Here is a 22,577-nt window from a genome sequence, read left to right on the forward strand (position 1 = left end):
GATGTGTGATTAGTAGTGTATTATACTACTTTACTACTGAAGCGATGCTGACGACAGGCGTAGATGCAGCAAGTTTATTTTGTCGTGACCAACATTACGACATTAAAGACAAACATTACAACGTTGGTCATCAACATTACAACATTAAGGACAAATATTACAACATTGGTCACTAACATTGCGCTAATCGGCAACAAGCCATAATAAAAAAGGTGTTACATGATACTTGCACCTGACTATGAACGAACAGCGCCTACAGGTTTATTGCCAGCTGATCAAAAGCCTGCTAGATTGCCCTAATGGTGAAGAACCGGAGATATTAGCGGCTAATACAGAATTGCTTGATGCTGGTTTTTTAAAGGTTTTAGCAGTAGTAGCAGAGCATTTTGCAGAGCAGGGAGAAGAAAATACTGCAAACTGGTTGAGAAACCTAGCAACACAACTCACGCTGGAAATTACCCCCATCAGCCCAGAAGATATAGAAACTAACGGGCAATTTTTACAAGAAATACTGCAAGCAACAGCAGAAAGCAACGGTGATGCTCAAGTAATTTACCCATTACTGGCGGCAAATACCGATAAACTAGATCATATTTTTGCGGAATTATTGCGCCGTTGGGCAATAAATACCCTAGCAAACATGGAACACGATACAGCAATATACATTGTCGCAGTAATTGTTGTATTGAGTAATTTAATTAAGCAGTTCCCTTTGGGTAGTAAAGCCAGCAACATAGAAATTGCGATCGCTGGCTACGAAATTGCCCTAAATGTTTGCACCCGCAGCACTTTTCCCCAAAAATGGGCAGCATTACAAAATGATCTGGGGGCTGCTTACCGTCACAGAATACTAGGAGAGCGAGCCGAGAATATTGAAAAGGCGATCGCTGCTTATACTACCGCCCTTGAAGTCAGAACCCGCAAAGGCTTTCCCCAAGATTGGGCAGATACGCAAAATAATCTGGGGCTTGCTTACGGTGACAGAATAATAGGAGAGCGAGCCGAGAATATTGAAATGGCAATTGCTGCTTATACCGCCGCACTTGAAGTATACAGCCACAGTGCCTCTCCCCAATATTGGGCAAGTACGCAAAATAATCTGGGGATTGCTTACAGTGACAGAATACAAGGAGAGCAAGCCAAGAATATTGAAAAGGCGATCGCTGCTTATACTACCGCCCTTGAAGTTAGAACCCGCAGCGCCTTTCCTCAACAATGGGCAGATACACAAAATAATCTAGGGGCTGCTTACTCTGTCAGAATACTAGGAGAGCGAGCCGAGAATATTGAAATGGCGATTGCTACTTATACTGCCATACTTGAAGTATACACCCGCAGTACTTTTCCCAAAGATTGGGCAGATACGCAACATAATCTTGGGTATGCTTACTCTGTCAGAATATTGGGAGAGCAAGCCGAGAATTTGGAAATGGCGATCGCTGCTTATACTACTGCCCTTGAAGTCAGAACCCGCAAAGCCTATCCCCAAGATTGGGCAGGTACGCAAAATAATTTGGGGGAAGCTTACCGTAACAGAATATTAGGAGAACGAGCCGAAAATTTGGAAAAGGCGATCGCTGCTTATACTGGCGCACTCGAAGTTTACACACGTAGTACTTTTCCTCAAAATTGGGCAGGTACGCAAAATAATTTGGGGGAAGCTTACCGTAACAGAATACTAGGAGAACGAGCCGAGAATCTGGAAAAGGCGATCGCTGCTTATACTGCCGCACTCGAAGTTAGAACACGCAATGCTTTTCCTGTCGATTGGGCAGTTACGCAAAATAATCTGGGGATTGCTTACCGTAACAGAATATTAGGAGAACGAGCCGAGAATCTGGAAAAGGCGATCGCTGCTTATACTGCCGCACTCGAAATTAAAACCCGCAATACCTTTCCCCAAGATCATGCAGAAACTTTGTTAAATCTCGGCATTTTATACCAAGGTGAAAAACAATTTAACTCAGCCTATAATACCTTTATCTCTGCCATTGCTACTGTCGAAGGTTTGCGGAGTGACATTGTTTCTGGCGAAGAAGCCAAACGTAAACAAGCAGAAGAATGGAATCAGCTTTATAGACTTATGGTGGAAGTTTGCCTAGAATTGGGCAGAGACACTGAAGCCATAGAATATATTGAACGCAGCAAAAACCGCAATTTAGTAGAACTTATTCTCAACCGTGACAGCAGAACTATTTTCCCTCCAGGAGTTGTCACTCAACTAGAAAAACTTCGAGACGAAATAGTTAGTAGTCAGTATCAACTCCAAAATGGCAAAGCCGAAAATCCAACAGACTTAGCCCAACATCTTCAACAATTGCGACAGCACCGCCAAGAATTACAAGACAGCTATCTACCTGTTGGTTCTAGCTTTAAATTTGAGCAATTCCAAAAAACTTTAGAGAAAGGCACTGCAATTATAGAATGGTACATCACTACAGATAGAGTTCTCACTTTTATTATCCAACCTAATGGGCAAGAATTAACCTTTTGGCAATCACAACCAGAAGACTTTAATGCCTTAATTAATTGGATAAATAAATATCTAAGTGACTACTACAACCAGCAAGACCAATCTAAAATTCAATGGCAGAATCAGCTAGATGAACGGCTAAGAAAATTAGCAGAAATTCTGCATTTTGAGGAAATATTAACCCCATTATCCAAAGAATACAACAGATTAATCTTAATTCCCCACCGCTTTTTGCACCTGTTTCCTCTCCATGCTTTATCTGTCAAGGAATCATACCTAATTGACTTATTCCCCAACGGCGTAGGCTATGCACCTAGTTGTCAACTCCTGCAACAAGTGCAACTGCGTCAACGTCCTGACTTTCAATCTTTCTTTGCTATTCAAAACCCCACAGAAGACCTTTTTTATGCAGACGTAGAAATAGAAAGTATTCAGCATTATTTTCCGATTGCAAAAACGACAGTATTGCGTGGAAAAGATGCTGATAGGAATGCTTTAGATGCAAAAATAGCAAATCTAGCAGAAGTAAATTGTCTTCATTTTTCGTGTCACGGTTTTTTTAGTCCGAACACCCCTGCTAATTCTTGTCTACTTTTAAATGGTGCAATTGTTAATAAAAAACTTGATCTCAATAAATGCTTAACTTTGAGTGATTTATTCAATAAAGATTTTAATCTCGATCAATGCCGTCTCGTTATTCTTTCTGCATGTGAAACTGGTATGATCGACTTTGACAATATCAGCGATGAATATATTGGCTTACCTAGTGGATTTCTTTATGCAGGAAGTTCAAGTGTAGTCAGTAGTCTTTGGACAGTTGATGATGTTTCCACAGCATTTTTATTTATTAAATTCTATGAAAACTTGCAAAACTACCCAGAATTAAAACAGGGAGATATAGCAGTTGCTTTAAATAAAGCTCTAATTTGGTTAAGAAACCTTACCAGTGAACAAGGAGAACAGCTTTTACAGCAAATTCAGCCCTATATTGATGTTATGTTTCAAGGACAAAATGACATTCTTAAAGAATTATTTATTGAAGGGGCAAAAACTAAACTTAAATCTAATGCACAACCCTTTGCTAATCCTTTTTATTGGGCAGCTTTTACAGCTATTGGTTATTAGAATTAGATGAATTAGAATTACACCATGTTTTGACACCTTTTTTAGTTAAATAAATAACAACAGGTGTAGCAATAGCTTGTGGAATTTGACCTGTAGCCGTTAAACTACCGACAGCAACAGTTAATAGTCCAGTCATTAAATCATCAATAAATGTTTCATCACAAATAATATGACGGAACTTTTGCGCTAACTCATCTAAAATCGGGTGTGATTTAGTAATATAAATATTATATTTAGGAGCAAGTAAATTTACAGCTTTAGCTAAATCTCCATCAGATGCTTCTATGATTTTAACTGCATAGAGAGCATCATCTAATCCTGCAAATTTATCACGATATTCGGCAATTTCTTCTGAAGTAAGGATAATAGAGTCAGTAGTCATATTTTTTAAAATGATATTCACCGTTTTCCAAACTTACCATAATGTAGGTATGAGTGCAATCTTAGTAATTTACCTATTAGATTGGCTAATTATCAAACCTCCTCTAAAGTAGGTTCCTAATTTTTTCCTAATTGGTATAATTATGTGTATATTTACTTGCTCGGAGAGACTATGCAAAGAAAAGACATGATGACAGAACAGTTACAAAACTTGATCCGTAACATAGTAGATGAATACTTCAGTGATCCTGATGAGGGAAACAAAGTTAAAGAGTCGTTCAAGCAAAGTTTATTAGAAATACGGCACAACCGACTAGAAGGAAGACACTATTCCACCATTAGAGGTGTATAAAAGGTATGGGCTAGAGTATTAAATAAGTTACAAGGACAAGGAAGACAAGAAAGAAAGAAAGAAAGAATTAATAACTAATAAATAACAACCAAATTTTTATGACAAAAACTCTATCAATTACCGACTCCGATTTTTCTAATCCAGCCCATAAATCAGAAATCATTCGTCTAGAAAATATTTTTAAGGTTTATGGCAGTGGTGAAACCGAAGTAAAAGCGCTCAATGATGTAAATCTGGTTATAGAACAGGGCGAATATTGTGCAATTATGGGGCCATCTGGTTCTGGGAAATCCACAGCTATGAATATTATCGGCTGTCTGGATCGCCCGACTTCAGGACATTATTACTTAGATAACCTGGATGTGGCGCAAATGAAGGATGGAGCCTTAGCACACATCCGTAACAAAAAGTTAGGGTTTGTATTCCAACAATTCCATTTATTGCCCCAACTGTCAGCCCTAGAAAATGTGATGCTGCCGATGGTGTATGCTAATGTGAACCCTAGCGAAAGACGCGATCGCTCTGTGGAAGCACTGACACGAGTAGGTTTAGCAAATCGCCTCAACAACAAACCAACTCAACTTTCAGGTGGACAACAGCAAAGAGTAGCGATCGCACGTGCCATTGTCAACCGTCCTGTTGTACTTTTAGCTGATGAACCCACTGGCGCACTTGATTCGCGTACAACCCAAGAAGTATTGGATATTTTTAGCGAACTAAATACCAGCGGAATCACAGTTGTCATGGTAACTCATGAGCCAGATGTTGCCCGTCAAACCCGGCGCATTGTTTGGTTTCGTGATGGTAAAGTGATACACTCCAACCTGACTCCAGGCGATTTAAATCACCTTGCTGTGTCATAAGTAAGGGCACGGCATAAGTTAAATTAGCTGATGAACCAAAAGATTGCCGCTGCCGTGCTTCTACCACTTTAATATCTTCAGGTATGTGTTATTAATGCAGATTTGAATTAATTACAGACTTGATGTTTTACCAGTTTGGGCTTGCGTCTCAATCGGCTTGACATCGGTGTAGCCCATTTCTCCAACAATTGTCCGCAGCACCGACATTTGTTCTTCAAAATCTAGTCCTTCAACTTGGGAAAGCAAATCATTAATTGCTTTAATTGGCTCGTAGTTGTTCGGCATTCCAACTACTGTATCCCCCATCGCTACTGCCCAAGCATACCAAACTAACAGCTGGTTGTTTTCTTTGATCGCACCATAGGCACGAGAGTACTCTGTATCCTTGCGGTTTACTATATCTCGCATAATTTCTAGTTGCTGCTCATCTGACAATTTCAAATAGTCTCCTAGCAGAATTGGTGCTAATTCTGGTTCAGCAGCAGCGGGAGCAGCAGGAGTAATCGAGTTACCCATTTTTTTATAAACTAAATACAGCCAGCCTAATTTAGCATCAGTATCTAATCTATTAAAAGCATCTACTGCGCTTTGAGTTTCATTGCTCTGAGCTTGAGAAATAGTTTTATCGTAACTTGCAGCCATAATTTGTCTCCAAGGTCATTTAATAGGCCAAACTAAGGCTTACCAAAGTTTGAGAAACAAATTCTACTTCCAAAAGAAAGAGTTTTATTAAATAAATATTCCTTTCTTGATCTACCTTTTAATAGAGGTAAAAATATCTCCCCAGGGAGCAAGTAACTAACGAATAACCTTGGTACAATTGCCCCAACAATTAAAATGTTACTTAATTACCAAGGTGTTAGTTATGCCTGATGAAATAAAACCAAATGTTAATGAAGCCCCTACCCATGACGCACAATTAGCTGCTGATAGCATAGCTAGTGGTGAAGAGAAAGCGCCAACTGTTGATTTTGACGCTGATTATGCAGTTGCACAACAATTCAGCGTTAGTGAAATTGACCGCACAGGCGAAGGTGCAGCAGCCGCTGAAGCAGTAACTGCACCTAAATATAATGTTTCTACAGTAGAAGAAACCAAGACCATAACACAGCAAACAGGTAATCCTGACGATTTTTTAGAAGCAGCTAAAGAACTTGGAGGTTCTCAAACTGAAGGTGTAAGTAACGTCACCGATGATTTAGTGCAAAAAGCATTGGAAAAAGGTGAGCGAAAAAATTAATGTCTATATTGGACACGAAATAAATTATTTCAAAAAATATTTAGCCTGTTCTTAAGTTCAGAACAGGCTTTGTTGTGTTAGCCTCCTTTTTCAGGATGAAGGTAGTTTAAAAATGTTTGTGACAGCTATTTTTTTGAGCATTTAACAACTTTTGATTACTTCTATAAGTTCACTAGGTTGGCGGATCAAAAAATTTGGATTTTGGTTGGCTAGGACTTTTAGAGAATTAAATCCCCAAGTCACTGCAATCACCTTAATGTTTGCTTTTTTTGACGCTTCAATATCTCTGGTTTCATCTCCAACATAAATAACTTCTTCAGGCTTGAGTTGTTTTTGCCTTAGTACATTATTAATTATTGTTGTTTTCCCAAAAATTGTAATCCCAGAGTATATAAAGTCAAATAGATGATCTAAATTATTAATAGTGAGAAATTGAATAACATTTTCCTGAGAATTAGAAGTAATAATTCCCAGCTTATATCCTTCAGTTTGGAGTTCTATTAAAGCTTCTTGAATTCCAGGAATAGGTTTTAATTCCGGGATTTTGTTTTTTAATTCTGCTTTCACCTTTTTAACTAAAAAAGGTATTTTAAACAAAGAAACTCCTGAGTACTTAATAATTTCCCTTGATGTTAAATTTTTAAGGAAACCTAATTGCTCTGGAGTAATTTGTTTATAACCAAAGTCCACAGCTAAACGATTAGCAATACTTACAAGAGCATCTACTGTATCGGCGATTGTGCCATCAAAATCAAAAATAATTACTTTCTGGGTCATTCTTTCGCTTAGATGCGTCAAGATTAGCTAGGGCATTTCGTCTTAGCATTTCTGGTTTAATCCGCCGCAAGGCAGATGCCGGAAATTGCTTATCCCACTCCTCCTCTGAGATTTGGGCTAAGTCTAGCAGTTTGGGAGCAAGATTTTCAGGATAAGGCTGAAATTCTGCGATGTCAGTTGTGTGGGAAAAGCGCTGATTCCAAGGACAAACATCTTGACAGATATCGCAACCAGCAACCCAGCCTTGCAAATGTGGTGTGACAGTCTCTGGCAGTTTATCCGCCCGATTTTCAATCGTATGATAAGCAATACAACGATTAGCATCGACTACAAAAGGCTGAGTAATTGCATCTGTAGGACAAGCCTCAATGCAACGAGTACAGCTACCGCAGTGTTCAGTTGATGGGCGATCGCTCTCTAGTTCCAGATTTGTCAACACTTCGCCCAAAAATACCCAAGAGCCATACTCCCGTGTAATCACATTACCATTTTTGGCAATCCAACCAATTCCGGCTTGTTGTGCCCACACTTTATCTTGCACAGGGCCTGTGTCAGCATAGTAGCTAGCTCGAACGCCTTCATCAAGTGATTTTAGCCAGATGACTAGCTGCTTGAGTTTTTTGTGCATCACCTTATGATAGTCTCTTCCCCAGCCATAACGGGAAATTTTGGCGTACTCCTCACTTTCTCCTGACGCAGATGCTAGGCGAACGGGACGTTCATGTGGTGTGTAGTAATTTAAAGCAACACATACAAGCGATCGCACTTCTGGCATCACTAAGCGGATATCTTGACGCTTTGGGTTAGTCATCCATTCCATATCGGCGTGATAACCCAGTTCTATCCATGTTTGTAACCTCTGTGCTTCTGTGGTATCTACCTTATTTACAGCAGCAATGCCAACTTTGTGAAATCCCAAGCCTTTGGCTTTTTCTTTCACCACACTGCTGTTTGTTACCGAACAATGATTCATCTGAATTTTGCCCAATCAGAGGCATAGTAATTATACATTATGTAGTCAATACCTTTATTTAAAATATTTAAAATTTGTTAATCACTATAGATTTATAGCTGTCGCCAGATAGTTTAGGACAGAAGCTAATCACTTTTCAAGACGGCGAAAAGTCAGAGACTTTCAAGCCTATTCCCTATTCCCCATTCCCTATTCCCTGCTATATATAGCAATCTATTTCAACAGCAGCTTTCTTTTTGCCTAATTTTGGATTGAAATTAATACTTAGCTAGCGTAATCCAGGTAATTTCATGACAGCTGCTAAATTTATACCCTCAACACAGCCGCAAGAAAACTTCCAAATTGAGGGAATTACAGAACTAAGCATACTGCGTTATTTTGAAACTTTGAACGCAGGAGAATTTGATGTAACAGCGGCCTTGTTTGCTGAGGATGGTGTAATGCATCCACCATTTGAGTCTGACATTGTTGGGCCAGATGCGATCGCAACCTACCTGAAGCAAGAAGCCCAAAACATTAAAGCGCTCCCCCGCAAAGGAATAATCGACAGTTTGGAAAATCAGCAAATCCAAGTTCAGGTTACAGGAAAAGCACAAACTTCCTGGTGCGGCGTGAACGTATTGTGGTTATTTATCCTTAACCAACAACGCCAAATTATTTATACCAGAATCAAACTTTTAGCCTCCCCCCAAGAGCTACTTTCCTTGCGTCCTGAAAAGTAGCAAGAATTTAGCAGTTATACCAATTCAATTCATGATTGCAACAAATCTCTGAGTAGAGACATTGAAATGCAACGTCTCTACTGTCGCATTCTTTTTTCAAGATGGTATTACGTAAACCTGGTTCATTCAAAAAATTGTCTGTTCAGCCAGGTACTTACGCGCGTCAGTCCTGAAACAGGAAATATACTTAATTTATGATAAACAAAATAATTTTCATACAGTCTCTATTTAGTCAAGCTTATTTGACTAGTTCTGGTAGAGTGGCTTCTAACTTGAGACAGTTAGCACCATTAACTTTCAATTGGTACTCTACCTTATCCATGAGACGATTCATAATCAACCAGCCATAACCACCCTCTTGTTTTTCTAAAGGGTTCGGCGGATAATAGGTGGACATATCAAAGCCGTCGCCGTAGTCCCAAATTTCTATAGCAAGATCCCGGTTTTTCAGTTCCAAACGCAGTAAAACTGGCACATTTGGCTTGTCTTTGTGGGCATGACGTACTGCATTGGAATAGGCTTCCACCAAAGCTAGTCGCAAACGACTTGATTGTCGTGACCAATCTACGGACTCCCCTAGCTGGACTTTCAAGCATCCTAGCAACCAGTTTTCGACGATGTTAAGAAAATTCAAGTCACTTGGTACATGAAGCTCACTTTTCATTATTTACAAAACCTCCAATGAAAGTATAGTTTGATCATCTTCTTGAACGTGGTTATCTGCTTGGATGCGAGCTAGTAAATGGTTAAGAGAAAGAGGTTTGGGTGCTTCTTGTAAAAGTTGCCAAAGACCATCTTGATTCAGCATAGAACGGTTAACTGGCTCAACGCCACCCACGGCTTCTGCTGATACGCACAAATTATTTGATACCATTGCTTCCGTAATGCCGTCAGTCGTTAATAGCAATGTGTCTCCAGGGGTAAGAATCAAACGACCAGATTGTGCCTGCCACTTAGGTAAAATTCCCAAAGGAACGCTGCGTACTTTGAGGTAATTGGGTTCGTCCGCTACAGTGGCTTGACGTGACCACAACATTGGATAGATGTGACCAGCATTGGTGTAGACGAGTTCTCTAGTGCTAGGGGTATAACAAGCCAATACAAGGGTAATAAAATAATTGTTGCTAATCAGGTCATCGCCTAGAGTGTAGTTAAGATTTTGCATGACCACATTCGGCTCGGCTGGTGCTTCTTGAGATAATTCCCGTCGCAACACTGAAATGATACTAGCCATGAATAAAGCCGCTGGAACGCCCTTACCAGAAACGTCACCGACCGCTAACCACAAGTTACCTTTGGGATGGACAAAAACTTCAAAAAAATCTCCTCCGACTTCCCTAGCCGGGTAGCAGCAGGCTTGCACCTTTACACCTTTGATATCAGGTAAACTTTGGCGTAGTAGGTTGATTTGGATTTGGCGGGCAACTTCCAACTCAGCTTTGATCTGCTGTTGCTTTTCCTGAAGGCGCTGGTAGAGTTTTGCTTGGGACAGGGCTAAAGCTGCTTGTTCGGCAACACCTGCAATTAGTTGGATGTCTTCGTCTTGCCAAGGGCGATCGCGTCCCCATTGGTGGAGAGCAAGCACAGCAAGCAGATCTTGCTGGTAGCTAAGTGGTACGACCAGATGATGATATGGGTTGCCGTTGTGTGTATTTTGAGTAAGTTGATAATCACGGGTTTCCAGAACTTTTTCAATTAAAAGACTGGTGTCAAAGAAGCTATCAGATACATCTGATTTAGGATCATGGTACAAGAATCTATCTTGTGTCAGGCGATCGCCCTCTACTGGTCTAAGTAAGCAACTAGTTGCTTCAAATGTTTGTCCAATGGTTGCTACAGTCTTTTGCAGCATACTATCGTAGTCTAAAGACTCCCGAATTGCTGTTGTCACTGCATTAAACAAAGATTCTCGCCGCAGGGCCCGGCGCAACTCCCGCGTGCGTTTCTTAACTACGCGATATGTATCAGTGGCTTGCTCAACTAACGCTCTGAGCCGTTCTGGACTCCAGGGTTTGGTAATGTACTTAAATACCTGACCAGAGTTAATCGCGTCCACCAAATCTTCAACATCAGTAAAACCAGTTAACAAAATGCGAATAGTATCGGGAAAACGCTCAACTGTGCGACTGAAAAATTCTGTGCCATTCATTTCTGGCATTCTTTGGTCAGAGATAATTACAGCCATTTCGCCAACTTTCTCCAAGATTTCCAGGGCATCACGAGCATGATTTGCTTTATGTACCTCAAAATCTCGCCGAAAAGTACGGTAGAGTAAATCTAAGTTATCTAGCTCATCGTCTACCACCATGAGCTTAAGTTTTTGTACCTCTGTTTCAGTCATATCTGACTTTATTTTTTCAATAGTTGAATGGCGAGATAGTGCAATGTTTATCTCACCTGACAATCAACAAAAAATTAAGAACTAATCATTCTCAACAGTTATCAGTTATCGATAACTGTTCACTGAATTTAACCCTATCCCACCAAACCAGAACGCAAAGCACGGACTGCTGCTTGGGTACGGTCATCGGCACATAGTTTGTTTAAAATATTGCGGACGTGAGTTTTAACAGTCCCAACAGTGATGTAAAGTCTTTCCGCAATAACTGCATTACTACAACCTTCGACAATCAACTGTAACACTTCCAATTCTCTTTCTGTCAGGGTGTATGGCTCAATTCCTTCCAGATTGTCCACATAATCAGGGTTAGAAGCAATGGTCTTGCTATCCAAAAAAGCCGATTCCGGCTTAGGGGGATTTTGTTGAGCTTGTTGTAATACAATTCGGGCGATCGCTGGATCGATCCAGGCGTTGCCATTGTAAGTTACTCGCACTGCATCCAGCAAATTATCGAACTTAATATCTTTCATACAGTAGGAGTCTGCTCCAGCTGCAAAAGCTGCTAACACCGCTTCTTTGTTATCGCGCAATGTTAAGATTAATATCTTCGTTCTTAACTCTTGCCCATTAACGGTAGATTTCACCTCCCGTGTCAGTTCAATGCCATCCTTACCTGGTAAACCAATATCTATAATTGCAATATCTGGTTGTAGCATTTTTAACATCTTTAACCCTTCAGCAGCATTGGCGGCTTCTCCTACAATTTCAATTTCTTCTCTTTGCAGTAATGCTGTCCGAATACCCACACGAGTTAGGTCATGATCTTCAATCAGAGCGATACGAATTTTACTCATAGCCAACTTCAGCCCGTTACCCTACCTTAACTGTAAAATTGAGTTTACTGGAAAGTCTGAATAGACGCAGATTAAATGCATCTGTACAAATACGTAGAAATATGTTTTAAAAAAGCTAATACTTAGGGGCATTGCCAGTGCCACAGCCATTCATTCCCCTATGTGAACATTACACTTCAGTAATAAAATCAAGGTTTGTTTACCCAAACTACAAGCACCCAAGACCAATTAGTGTAATTCTGGTTTATACTGTTGCAGATTTTACTTACTCAAATAGCGAGATAGTACAAGCTATATTCGATAACTGTGTAAGCACGTAAAGAACGCCGCACCCTTAACACATGCCCTTTGGGGGGGCTGGTCGCATTAATTCTCTTATAGAGGCTGTTGTTCACCTCCTTCGCTAAGAAGAGTATACTGGCTCAGGTGAGGCGGAATTATATTTGTGAGAAATTTCTTGCCTACTTTCGATTTAACAAATGCGATCGCAGAGTCTCTCTAAAGGAAAATCGGGTTCTCAGACGTTTCTCAAAGATCAGCACCTAAGTATTATTTTTGAAAATCAGACAACGATTTTTACCAAAACAAACTGTATACAGTTTTATTCCTGCCAGTTAAATCACTTAGCGGAAATAAACTATATATATTACATTATGACCGTACCCAACTATCTGTTACTAAAATTACAATCTACAACAGATAAAAAAATTTGATAAACTAACGTTCGAGAGAATCTGGCGTGATGCTAATTAAAAAGTAGGCTATGTCTAAACCGCCTAAAGCGTTTTCGGTGTTGGGGATACCAGTTCATGTAATGACTAACTATCCAGGCTGGTTGTTAGAATGCCTGCACGCAGGCAGAGGAACTCATGTTGTAACGCTCAATGCAGAAATGACCATGCAAGCAGAGCAAAATAAATCACTAGCTCAAGTTATTCACAATGCCGAGTTAGTGATTCCTGATGGAGCAGGGGTTGTTTTGTATTTGCGGTGGCTGTTATGGCAAAAAGTGCAACGTTTTCCAGGGATTGAACTAGCAGAAAAACTTTTGCAAGAACTTGGGCAAAAAAAGGAAGGAACAAAAGTATTTTTTTATGGAGGAGCACCTGGAGTGGCTGCAAATGCGGCAGAATTTTGGCAGCAGCAGATTCCAGATTTGAACATAGTAGGTACTCACTCAGGCTACCATTCTTCAGAAGAAGAAACACAATTGCGACAAACTTTCACTCAATTGCAGCCACAAGTAATTTTTGTCGGCTTGGGAGTGCCACGCCAAGAGTTGTGGATTGCTAAAAATCGGCATTTGTGTCCCCAAGCGATTTGGATTGGTGTTGGTGGGAGTTTCGATATTTGGTCGGGAACAAAAACTCGCGCTCCAGCCTGGTTAGGAAATAATAATTTGGAATGGTTGTATCGACTTTATCAAGAACCTTGGCGTTGGCGGCGGATGCTAGCTTTACCAATGTTTGCTGTGAAAGCCTTTGTTTATCGCTTGACTGCAAGGGGTGCAATTGGTTAAGAGTGCTGAGTAATGAGTGTTATTACTGAGTTGTTAGTGAAGTCCTCAAAAAAATTTAAATTTTCGTTGTTAGATTTAAGATTCCCAGGATAAACCTGGGAATCCTTATTTTGGAGAGTTTAAATCTAAGCCCTCAAGCTATTTGGTTGTGGGTATGAGGAATATTTAAAAATGCCAGCATTAACAACTCCAGGAAGAACTAAATCTGTTCATCAAGAGGGCAGTGAAACTCAACAACACACTGATAGCACTACTGCAAAGGTACAATTGCTCTCTGTAACAAAGACTTATACTAACGGCTGTCACACTTTGTTGGATGCAAACTTGGAGGTAAAAAAAGGAGAATTTCTATTTATTACAGGAGCGAGTGGTTCTGGTAAATCAACGCTCTTGAAAATGCTGTATGGTCAAGAGTTAGCAACGCAGGGACAAGTAATTGTTGATGAATGTAACGTAGCAGCTTTAAGAGGCGATCGCTTATCATCATTACGGCGACGTATTGGCATTGTGTTTCAAGACTATAAACTAATTCCTCAACGCACAGTCGCGGAAAATGTAACTTTTGTGCTGCAAGCTCAAGGGTATACCCGTAAGGAAATTCAACGACGCTTAGAACCAACCTTGAAATTGGTAGGTTTGCTGACTAAAGCTGACTGCTTTCCAGATCAACTTTCTGGAGGAGAGCAACAGAGGGTGAGTATTGCGCGGGCGATAGTCGGAACACCACCGTTGCTGTTGGCGGATGAGCCAACTGGAAATCTCGATCCAGATAATTCTTGGCAAGTAATACAGATTCTCCAGAAGTTAAATTCTTTTGGAGCTACAGTAATCATCACCACTCATGATGAACAATTAGTCCGGCGTTGCAATCATCCAGTAGTGCAAGTTCGTAATGGGCGGCTGTCTCGAAAATAGTCAAGGGTTAAGGGTCAAGAGTCAAGGGTCAAAAATTGTGGACTTTTAACTTTGAGTAGCGGAATGGTTGTGCTAGATGCTAGTCCTTGCAAGCGATCCAAAGCTTGTAAACTCTCGAAAGCTGCCTCTCGAATTACTGTTTCTTCCTCTCGTCTGAGTAGAAGTTGCAAGCATTCAACAACACCTTGCTGTGCGGAGGCATCAACTTGCTTACGGGCGATAAATTTAGTTAGTTGACGCAGGGCTATCAAACGTTTTAAGGGGTCTTTTTCTGTTAAGTTGACCAACAATTGATCAAGGTGGTCTTCTTCTCGATTTCCATAAAGGCTGACGATTTGCCACACCAACAAAAATAAAGTTACCAGCGTCCCCACGCCTTGCACAATAGCACCAGCGGCAATCCAGGCACTGTGGGAATCAACCCAGATGGCAGCTGCCATATAAGTACTGACAGTAGCCAGTCCACCGCTACCTACGGCTAAAGCTAACCGACGGTTTGAACCGTTTAAAAATTTACGTATTTCGAGCCAGTGTAATTGCCAGTTCCACTCCTGCATCGAGTAAACGAATACCATTACCCCAACGCCAATTAAGAGTGCCAACAGCAGTTTCCAGTTCCACAACAGCATAGCAACGACGATTGACAGGAACCCAAGAACGCCTCCAGGCTCAGACAAACGCTTGAAAGTTCTTTGCTTTGTGGCTCCTCTTCCCGTCTTAAACTCTGGAAGCGACCAGTTGGGGATCTGGTTGAGCAATTGCCGCCAAGAAGACGAAGCCTGTGTCACAGTGTTTACCTACTTGATTACAAGACTACTAAATGTATAAGTTTTACCAGGAATTAGGAAAGGCTGAAAGATAAAGAGTGTTCGGCGTAGTTTTTGTAGGGTAAGTGTTCTCAAAGACTAGGCTGAAATCTAGTACTTCATGCTTTAATATTTTCCTAATACACAGGTATGTAATTGACAATCAATAATACTCTACAAGAATACCTGGACTGGGGCGAGTAAGAGCAATTTTGTGACTGAGTTTTTAGAGTTTTAAGTTAAAAACAAAAATGGAAGTCATCAAGGGTGAATTGACCATCAAAAGCACAGAAGGTAACACTGTAGATGTTGTTCGCTGTTACAGATAATAAAGTATTGGGTGGTATTGCCGAGTCAGAATTGGCTAGGTTCGCTGCTGGTAGCACAGCTTGGGTAAGCAATTGGCGATCGCGATCGTAGGCAGAAAGCACTAGCCGTTGCGAACTAGTAACAAAGGTACTAACCGAGTTAACAGGACGCAAGAAAGTAGCTTCTAAAAATCCGCTTTTGGGCGCTCCCATTAAGACTGTCAGCCCTGAATGGGCCGGAAACGCTGGATTCGATGGCTGTATTGCTAAAGAATTGTGAAAAATGATTCCCCAATGCTCATACTGCTGCTCCACGGCTTCAAAACATTTCAAATCTTCCAAGTTTAAACAAATACAAGAAGGTACAGCTACCTTAGCGCCCTCAACAGCTTGCTTAACCTGGCCTCGCCAAGCTGAAGTTATAACTTCGCCTTGCATATTACAGTTGCCAAGCGTAAATTTAGCCTTTTCAACCGTTGGCACTTTATTTGATTGAAGAGTAGCCTGTTTTACCATGACATCCCGCCTTAACCGTAGAGAATCATCAGATTAGTAATTACATCAAAAGATATTCTTTCTATATACATAACTAGAATTAATAACTTATCAAGATAAGCGTTTTGACTATTACTGATGCTTAAAACTAACCGTGAGGTTTCTGATAGATAGAGTACCATAAAAAGCTCATAGGCTATTCCCACCTTAGTAATAGTGGCTACTAGCATAAAACCTTGTAGCATAGTATTTACAACGTAAATTTCTGGTTTGTTGTGAAAAAAAATCGTTAAATCTTTACAAGTAATCGAGTGATTTTACATCTACTTAATCTAGACGGTAATGATAGGTTTGGGAGTAATAATTTGATCGATACAATGATTAGGGACTTTTAACTCAACAGGTAGTAGTCTGGAGTGATACAAGTATCACCTGTTCTAAATAATTACCGTAGTAAACAAAAAATACTTATGTTTCAGCCACAGGGATTTGAGCAACGCTCGATAAATACCTCACTAGGTAGAATGACGTATTATACTGCCGCTGGCTCACCTTGGCAGGATGATGTGACTGCAAAAGATGACCGAGAAACTTTGGTGTTTCTGCACGGCTTTGGTGGTGGGTCTTCTGCTTACGAGTGGTCGAAAGTTTATCCCGCCTTTGCTGCTGAATATCGGATTATTGCACCAGATTTAATCGGCTGGGGTAGGTCTGAGCATCCTCCCCGGAATTATAAAATTGAGGATTACATAACAACGCTTCGTGAATTCTTCGAGCAGACTTGTACAGGGCCAGTCACAGCGATCGCTTCTTCTCTGACCGCAGCGTTTACAATTCGAGTAGCGATCGCTCATCCTGATTTATTCAAGTCTTTGATTCTCGCCACTCCCGCCGGACTTTCTGACTTTGGCGAAGATTACACCCGGAGCTTTTTTGCTCAGTTAGTCAGCGTTCCAGTTGTTGACCGCTTGCTGTACAGCACTGGAATTGCCACTAGCGGGGGTATCCGCGGCTTTTTAGAGCAAAGGCAATTCGCCGAGCCTAATCGAATATACCAAGAAATCGTAGATGCTTATCTACAATCCGCTCAGCAGCCTAATGCTGAGTATGCAGCACTGTCTTTTGTCCGCGGCGATTTGTGCTTTGATTTATCCCTTTACATTCAACAGTTAACAACTCCCACCGCCATTATTTGGGGACAAAAATCTGAATTTACAGGGCCTTCCATAGGTCGCCGTCTTGCCGAAATTAATCCCCAAGCGATCCGATTTTTTCAACAGTTGGAAGATGTGGGTTTAACACCACAGTTAGAATTACCAGCAGTGACAATTGGGTTAATTCGCCGATTTTTGCCTTTGCTTAATTAGTGATTTGACAATGAGTTCATGGCAAATGATAACTGACATATTTTGAGATTTTGGATAAAAAAGACAATATCTAATGATGGGAAAAAACCCTAGTTTAAACTAAGGTAAAATAGTCAGTTCTCAAAACCAAATCCACATAAGTGGAGCATATTCAGCCTGGGTCGGTCGCCAGGCTTTGTTTGTTTAGCCCCGACTATAATCTCTGTGTAAGGTTTTAAGGGGCTATAACTGCTTACTAATAGCTCTCATTTAAGCTATTTTACTTATTTGTCCTTTAATCTAACATCAATAACAGTTGCATTGAAGTTGTAGTTAAAGCCTTCCAACTCAAATGGCATACCGATTTTAACTTTACTGTTACCAATAACTGGGCCGCTTTCAGTGACTTGGGCTTTACCATCTAAAGTCAAAAGTAAATCTGTACTAAAATTGTTACTTTTTGGATCTGGCAATTCTTTAACAGAACCATCGGGTTGAAAAACATTTATTGTTCTGGGTAGCTGTTGAATTGATTTAATCTCAATCTGACCATAAGGTTGATTGCGGATAATCACATTAGTTTTACCACCTTTTTTTAATCCGTTGTTGAATAATTGTTCAGGGTCGCGCACATTCAAACCACGAACGACTAAGTCTACTTCTATGGGTACTGTCTTTGTACCGACTTGAGCAACAGAACCAGAAGTACCAGGAAAGAAAAAGATGCCAAATATAACTAGCAGAATTATCAGTGCAGCACCTAAATCTAGGAGATTGATTTTACCGAACAGGCGACCTTTAGAATCTAATATAGCCATAACGAATTTTCCTAAATATGAGCCGAGTAATTGATTGTAGCAACAAGGTTTTTGAGGGTAACGGCAATATTCCCTACTTGGTAATATTCAAAGTGACTAGGCGTTGCGGTTATGCGACAGTTTATCACGTCTGTTGAAAGTTCGAGTGCAGGAAGCTGTCCCTCAAAGGTGGTAAAACAGACCATCCAAAATGTACCCTAGTCCCCAGTCTTTGCGAAACAAAGGCTTATCCATCTCTAAACAAACAAAGATAAGGGGTTTTCACAAAGACTAATCCTTGGGGCTATATCTGACAACAAGCTATTAGGCATCTTTGGTGTTATGTTTAAAATGCAACTTAGAATGCTCTAACTCCGTCTCATAATTTGTTTGATCATTTTATATTCTCCCAAGATTATCTTCATATCGGATTATGAGCAACTGGAAAGACTTTTTTGCAAATTACCCTTTGTGGCGGCGTCGCTGGTTCTATCCCTTAATTTCAGTAGTAGTCGCCCTAAGTCTATGTTTGAGTACACCTTTGCCTGGTAGAGCTATAGATTTATTTCCGCTTCTATTCCAGGGAGTTCAGGTACTTCAGCTTTCTAATATATCCCCACGCCAAGAAGCTGATCTTGGTAAGCAGATTAATCAGGAAATACTGAGTAGTAAAGTCAGGCTTTATCGCAATCCTGAGATTAATCGTTATGTAAAACAAATTGGTCGTCGTTTGGCAGATAATAGCGATCGCCCCAATCTCTCCTATACTTTTCAGATAGTTGAAGACGATGCTATTAATGCCTTTGCCACGTTAGGAGGCTATGTATATGTTCACACTGGTTTGATCAAAACCGCAGATAATGAAGCGGAACTAGCAAGTGTACTCGCCCATGAGATTGGTCACATTGGTGGGAAACATCTGGTTAACCAGATGCGACAAAAAGCGATCGCTAGTGGTATAGCAACGGCTGCGGGTTTAAATCGCAACGCCGCTGTGGGTATTGGTGTAGACTTAGCACTAAACCGTCCGCGCAGTCGCCAAGATGAGTTCGATGCCGATAAAAGAGGATTAAGAACTTTGACACGCACTGGTTATGCCCAGTCTGCAATGGTTTCTTTTATGCAAAAACTACTGACAAAGGGTTCGGTTCCAACATTTTTAAGTACGCACCCCGCAACTAGCGATCGCATCGATTCCCTGAAACGTGCTATTAATTCTCAACCTAGCAATGGAAGTTATGGCTTGGATAATGCTGCTTATAAAGCTAACATTCGAGTATTAGCGCGATCTTAGTACCACTCACTGTGCAAATTCCGAATTCCATAAACCAAACTGCTTCCCCTGCTCTGTTATCTAGTGTTATGCACTCTGCTTTTTGCGGCGTTCAGCTTTGATTTTGGCTGGATCAACGGCGATCACTGCTTCTTGCAAAGGTAGGGTGCGGAGATGGTGTTTATAAACATTAACTTGGTAAACCAGATTATTTGTAATATCCAATCCGGTTAACCAACCACTTTTGGGATGATAAGCACCAGTATCTATGTCTAACCATCCTTGTCCTTGTGCTAGTTTCCCAGGAGTAACGCCTGGAAAAGTAAAGGTGATGGTGTGACCGATAATAATCTGTTTATCGGGGAAGTAGGGCTTTTCAATACTGTGAAATTCGTCTCGTATCCAGCAAAGTTGATCGGCGGTTTGTTCTGCTACTGACTTGGAAGGGTCAACACCAGCATGAGTTAACCAAAAATCACCCAAATCAAGATATGTAGGCAAAGCTTTAAACCAATCGAGATGCTCGTCGGGGATTGTGGCTTGATTGTAACTGGCTACGGTTGCTTGCCCTCCACTGTACAGCCATGCTTGCATTCTTGGGGAGGAGACGCTTTTATTGGTCAGAATGCTTAATAACATCTGCTCATGATTTCCCAGCAAACATGGGTAGTTATTTTGCTTGACAAAATTTACTACTTGTGAACTATTAGGGCCGCGATCAATTAAGTCTCCCAGAAAATAGATTTGATCGTCTGATGTGGGGGCGATCGCCTCCAACAATGTCATTAGACCTTCATAGTGACCATGTACATCCCCAATGACAACTCGACGGGGGCTAATTTCGCTCATTGTCTCTCAGCTTGAATCATTTTGGCTAACACCTCTGCTACATTCTAAGCTGTTTAATTTCCGCAAATAAGGCTAAAAAATACTTAAAAAATTTTATTTCAATTTAGGACTTACGCAACTGGCACACAAGGCTTCTGGTATAAGAGTCAAGGGTCAAGGGGAGCCACTGCGTTGGGCGGCTCTGCCGACTTGAAGCAAGTGGCGTTCAAGGGTCAAGAATCAAGGTTTTTTGGACTTTTGACCTTTGACTCTGGACAACCTCTGGCGTTAAAAATATGACACTTGCGTAAGTCCTGTCAATTATTATCCCAGGAATTAAGAAAGTTTTGAATTAATAAATAGAAAATGGGATGAGCGACGTGCCCATCCCACAGAAAAAAGTTAAAAAATGGAGTGTGGCTTAAGCTCTACTGTTGGAGCTATGAGCAAATTCCAAGATTAGCTCAAGTTCCAGTAGTCCAAGAATTGGTGTATTCAATTTGATCTGGTGTTAGGGTATCGATATTAATTCCGATTGCCTGCAATTTCAACCGGGCAATTTCTTGATCTACCTCAGTAGGAATGGAGTGCAAACCAGGTTCCAGCTTACCCTTATTCTTCACCAAGAATTCGCAAGCCAAAGCCTGATTGGCAAAGCTCATATCCATCACTGCACTGGGATGTCCTTCCGCAGCAGCAAGGTTAATTAAGCGTCCTTCACCTAGAACAATGACTGATTTGCCATTTGGCAATTTATACTCTTCAGTGAAAGGGCGTACTTGTTTGACTTCTTTAGCTTGAGAAGCCAAATATTTCAGATCAAGTTCAATGTCAAAGTGACCGGAGTTGCAAATGATTGCGCCGTCTTTCATCACCTCGAAATGCTCAGCCCGAATCACGTGCTTGTTGCCGGTAACTGTGATAAATAAATCACCTACGCGAGCCGCTTCGGCCATTGGCAGAACGCGGAAACCATCCATTACCGCTTCAATTGCTTTGATGGGGTCGATTTCGGTGACAATCACGTTAGCGCCAAGACCCCTGGCCCGGAGTGCAGTGCCTTTACCGCACCAGCCATAACCAGCAACAACAATGTTTTTACCAGCCAGCAAGATATTTGTAGCGCGGATAATGCCATCTAGGGTTGATTGCCCAGTACCATAGCGATTATCAAAGAAGTGCTTGGTATCGGCATCGTTGACATTTACTGCGGGGAAGGTGAGAACACCATCTCGGAACATGGCGCGTAGCCGCACAATTCCCGTTGTGGTTTCTTCGGTAGTGCCAATCAAATCGGCAATTTGGTGTTGGCGTTCTTGGATTAAGGTGGCAACCACATCGCTACCATCATCAATAATGATGTTGGGGCGGTGATCTAGAGCAATTTGGACGTGGCGATTATAAGTTGCGTTATCTTCGCCTTTTTGGGCAAAGACAGGAATTTCATGATCAAGGACGAGGCTCGCGGCTACATCATCTTGAGTTGACAGGGGATTGCTGGCAATTAAAAGTGCGTCTGCACCACCAGCTTTGAGAGCGATTGCTAGATGTGCTGTTTCTGTTGTCACATGGGCACAAGCTACAAGGCGAAGCCCAGCAAAAGGTTTTTCTTGGGCAAAGCGATCGCGGATTTGCCGTAAGACTGGCATCTCACGTCCAGCCCATTCAATGCGCTGTCTTCCCAAGGGAGCTAGGGCGAGGTCTTTAACCTCGTGCTTTAATCGGGGAGAAGTTGCGGTCATTAAAAGTTACCTCAAAAAAGTAAAAAAAAGTCACGTAAGTATTTTACGTAGCTTACTAGATTGTTCCACGACTAGCTATTTTTGCCGGTAATTACCAAGCAGCTAGTCAATAGTCCTCAGCACTAGCTTGACGTTTGATCAGCTTAATGTCAACTTTATTTCTAGCTTTTTTCATTTTGACTGATCTTTGATGAGAGTGTTATCAAAGACTATTCCAGTAATTGATGAGGTTTCTTTAATACAACAACATCTGTCCAAAGATATAAAATAACTAAAAAATATCAAATTTTCATCATCCGAAGGAAAATACTCAACTTAAGACAGGTACATTTACTCAGATTGATTGAAGAGGATGGTTGTAGAACTTGACCGTAGATTTTGCTCAAGGAGGTTTTTTAGTGCGCTTTCAATTTTTGGCAATGTCAATCGACAAGCCCTTTGGGTTCG

Annotated in this window: 23 protein-coding genes; 10 read left to right on the forward strand and 13 right to left on the reverse strand. The window is 41.0% G+C overall.

The features are described from left to right. Positions 1 to 5 precede the first annotated feature (5 nt). The gene (locus tag IQ246_RS02335) at positions 6 to 176 is read left to right on the forward strand and encodes a hypothetical protein (protein ID WP_193999750.1); all 171 of its coding nucleotides are present in this window, start codon (positions 6 to 8) and stop codon (positions 174 to 176) included. A 62-nt stretch (positions 177 to 238) separates the two neighbouring features. Further along, positions 239 to 3,598: a CHAT domain-containing protein gene (locus IQ246_RS02340; RefSeq protein ID WP_193999752.1), complete on the forward strand. Its 3,360-nt coding sequence runs from the start codon at positions 239 to 241 to the stop codon at positions 3,596 to 3,598. Here the strand turns inward: IQ246_RS02340 and IQ246_RS02345 are convergent. Then, positions 3,585 to 3,980 carry a hypothetical protein gene (locus tag IQ246_RS02345; RefSeq protein WP_193999754.1) on the reverse strand — a complete coding sequence of 132 codons (396 nt, stop codon included), beginning with the start codon at positions 3,978 to 3,980 and terminating at the stop codon, positions 3,585 to 3,587. The two genes, IQ246_RS02340 and IQ246_RS02345, sit on opposite strands and share 14 nt — an antisense overlap. 171 nt (positions 3,981 to 4,151) lie before the next feature. Between IQ246_RS02345 and IQ246_RS02350 the strand changes: the two genes are divergently transcribed. After that, positions 4,152 to 4,331: a hypothetical protein gene (locus IQ246_RS02350; protein ID WP_208491971.1), complete on the forward strand. Its 180-nt coding sequence runs from the start codon at positions 4,152 to 4,154 to the stop codon at positions 4,329 to 4,331. Between the two features lie 98 nt (positions 4,332 to 4,429). Beyond that, positions 4,430 to 5,194, forward strand: coding sequence for an ABC transporter ATP-binding protein (locus IQ246_RS02355; RefSeq protein ID WP_193999755.1), 765 nt, complete (start codon positions 4,430 to 4,432; stop codon positions 5,192 to 5,194). 111 nt (positions 5,195 to 5,305) lie between these two features. Here the strand turns inward: IQ246_RS02355 and IQ246_RS02360 are convergent, their stop codons facing one another. Next, entirely contained in the window at positions 5,306 to 5,836 is a 531-nt protein-coding gene (locus IQ246_RS02360; RefSeq protein ID WP_193999757.1) for an orange carotenoid protein N-terminal domain-containing protein, read from the reverse strand. Positions 5,837 to 6,059: 223 nt separating this feature from the next. Here IQ246_RS02360 and IQ246_RS02365 point away from each other — a divergent pair, with 223 nt between their 5' ends. Next, on the forward strand, positions 6,060 to 6,434 hold the full coding sequence (locus IQ246_RS02365) for a hypothetical protein (RefSeq protein WP_193999759.1): 375 nt from the start codon (positions 6,060 to 6,062) through the stop codon (positions 6,432 to 6,434). A gap of 141 nt (positions 6,435 to 6,575) precedes the next feature. Here the strand turns inward: IQ246_RS02365 and IQ246_RS02370 are convergent, their stop codons facing one another. Both IQ246_RS02370 and queG read right to left on the reverse strand, forming a co-directional pair. Then, complete coding sequence (locus IQ246_RS02370) at positions 6,576 to 7,211, reverse strand: HAD-IA family hydrolase (protein ID WP_193999761.1); 636 nt, start codon at positions 7,209 to 7,211, stop codon at positions 6,576 to 6,578. Beyond that, positions 7,186 to 8,184 (reverse strand): tRNA epoxyqueuosine(34) reductase QueG, encoded by a 999-nt coding sequence (queG, locus tag IQ246_RS02375; RefSeq protein WP_193999763.1) that lies wholly within the window; start codon positions 8,182 to 8,184, stop codon positions 7,186 to 7,188. Before queG ends, IQ246_RS02370 begins: the two co-directional genes overlap by 26 nt. 290 nt (positions 8,185 to 8,474) lie before the next feature. On the opposite strand from queG, the gene IQ246_RS02380 reads away from it, so the two are divergent. Then, on the forward strand, positions 8,475 to 8,906 hold the full coding sequence (locus IQ246_RS02380; RefSeq protein ID WP_193999765.1) for a nuclear transport factor 2 family protein: 432 nt from the start codon (positions 8,475 to 8,477) through the stop codon (positions 8,904 to 8,906). 238 nt (positions 8,907 to 9,144) lie between these two features. On the opposite strand, the gene IQ246_RS02385 is transcribed toward IQ246_RS02380, so the two are convergent. The 3 genes from IQ246_RS02385 to IQ246_RS02395 all read right to left on the reverse strand — a co-directional run bounded on the left by IQ246_RS02385 (position 9,145) and on the right by IQ246_RS02395 (position 12,101). Then, positions 9,145 to 9,570, reverse strand: coding sequence for an anti-sigma regulatory factor (locus IQ246_RS02385; protein WP_193999767.1), 426 nt, complete (start codon positions 9,568 to 9,570; stop codon positions 9,145 to 9,147). A gap of 3 nt (positions 9,571 to 9,573) precedes the next feature. Beyond that, on the reverse strand, positions 9,574 to 11,247 hold the full coding sequence (locus IQ246_RS02390; RefSeq protein ID WP_193999769.1) for a SpoIIE family protein phosphatase: 1,674 nt from the start codon (positions 11,245 to 11,247) through the stop codon (positions 9,574 to 9,576). 134 nt (positions 11,248 to 11,381) lie between these two features. After that, entirely contained in the window at positions 11,382 to 12,101 is a 720-nt protein-coding gene (locus IQ246_RS02395) for a response regulator transcription factor (RefSeq protein WP_193999771.1), read from the reverse strand. Positions 12,102 to 12,864: 763 nt separating this feature from the next. On the opposite strand from IQ246_RS02395, the gene IQ246_RS02400 reads away from it, so the two are divergent. Together IQ246_RS02400 and ftsE are read left to right on the forward strand one after the other, a co-directional pair. After that, complete coding sequence (locus IQ246_RS02400; protein ID WP_193999773.1) at positions 12,865 to 13,620, forward strand: WecB/TagA/CpsF family glycosyltransferase; 756 nt, start codon at positions 12,865 to 12,867, stop codon at positions 13,618 to 13,620. A 171-nt stretch (positions 13,621 to 13,791) separates the two neighbouring features. After that, positions 13,792 to 14,535, forward strand: coding sequence for a cell division ATP-binding protein FtsE (gene ftsE / locus IQ246_RS02405; RefSeq protein WP_193999775.1), 744 nt, complete (start codon positions 13,792 to 13,794; stop codon positions 14,533 to 14,535). 14 nt (positions 14,536 to 14,549) lie between these two features. On the opposite strand, the gene IQ246_RS02410 is transcribed toward ftsE, so the two are convergent. The 3 genes from IQ246_RS02410 to IQ246_RS02420 form a co-directional block, all read right to left on the reverse strand. Next, on the reverse strand, positions 14,550 to 15,323 hold the full coding sequence (locus IQ246_RS02410) for an armadillo-type fold-containing protein (RefSeq protein WP_193999777.1): 774 nt from the start codon (positions 15,321 to 15,323) through the stop codon (positions 14,550 to 14,552). Between the two features lie 257 nt (positions 15,324 to 15,580). Then, positions 15,581 to 16,165 carry a hypothetical protein gene (locus IQ246_RS02415; RefSeq protein ID WP_193999779.1) on the reverse strand — a complete coding sequence of 195 codons (585 nt, stop codon included), beginning with the start codon at positions 16,163 to 16,165 and terminating at the stop codon, positions 15,581 to 15,583. An 11-nt stretch (positions 16,166 to 16,176) separates the two neighbouring features. Then, positions 16,177 to 16,389: a hypothetical protein gene (locus tag IQ246_RS02420; protein ID WP_193999781.1), complete on the reverse strand. Its 213-nt coding sequence runs from the start codon at positions 16,387 to 16,389 to the stop codon at positions 16,177 to 16,179. 225 nt (positions 16,390 to 16,614) lie between these two features. Between IQ246_RS02420 and IQ246_RS02425 the strand changes: the two genes are divergently transcribed. Further along, entirely contained in the window at positions 16,615 to 17,511 is an 897-nt protein-coding gene (locus tag IQ246_RS02425) for an alpha/beta fold hydrolase (protein ID WP_193999783.1), read from the forward strand. 263 nt (positions 17,512 to 17,774) lie between these two features. Here IQ246_RS02425 and IQ246_RS02430 read toward each other — a convergent pair whose 3' ends face one another. Next, the gene (locus tag IQ246_RS02430; RefSeq protein WP_193999785.1) at positions 17,775 to 18,308 is read right to left on the reverse strand and encodes a DUF4330 domain-containing protein; all 534 of its coding nucleotides are present in this window, start codon (positions 18,306 to 18,308) and stop codon (positions 17,775 to 17,777) included. A gap of 412 nt (positions 18,309 to 18,720) precedes the next feature. Between IQ246_RS02430 and IQ246_RS02435 the strand changes: the two genes are divergently transcribed. Next, positions 18,721 to 19,581: a M48 family metallopeptidase gene (locus tag IQ246_RS02435; RefSeq protein WP_193999787.1), complete on the forward strand. Its 861-nt coding sequence runs from the start codon at positions 18,721 to 18,723 to the stop codon at positions 19,579 to 19,581. Between the two features lie 66 nt (positions 19,582 to 19,647). On the opposite strand, the gene IQ246_RS02440 is transcribed toward IQ246_RS02435, so the two are convergent. Then, positions 19,648 to 20,409 carry a metallophosphoesterase family protein gene (locus tag IQ246_RS02440; protein WP_193999789.1) on the reverse strand — a complete coding sequence of 254 codons (762 nt, stop codon included), beginning with the start codon at positions 20,407 to 20,409 and terminating at the stop codon, positions 19,648 to 19,650. Between the two features lie 443 nt (positions 20,410 to 20,852). Beyond that, positions 20,853 to 22,130 (reverse strand): adenosylhomocysteinase, encoded by a 1,278-nt coding sequence (gene ahcY / locus IQ246_RS02445; RefSeq protein ID WP_193999791.1) that lies wholly within the window; start codon positions 22,128 to 22,130, stop codon positions 20,853 to 20,855. Between the last annotated feature and the right edge of the window lie 447 nt (positions 22,131 to 22,577).

The organism is aff. Roholtiella sp. LEGE 12411, from assembly GCF_015206995.1.
GTDB lineage: Bacteria > Cyanobacteriota > Cyanobacteriia > Cyanobacteriales > Nostocaceae > Komarekiella.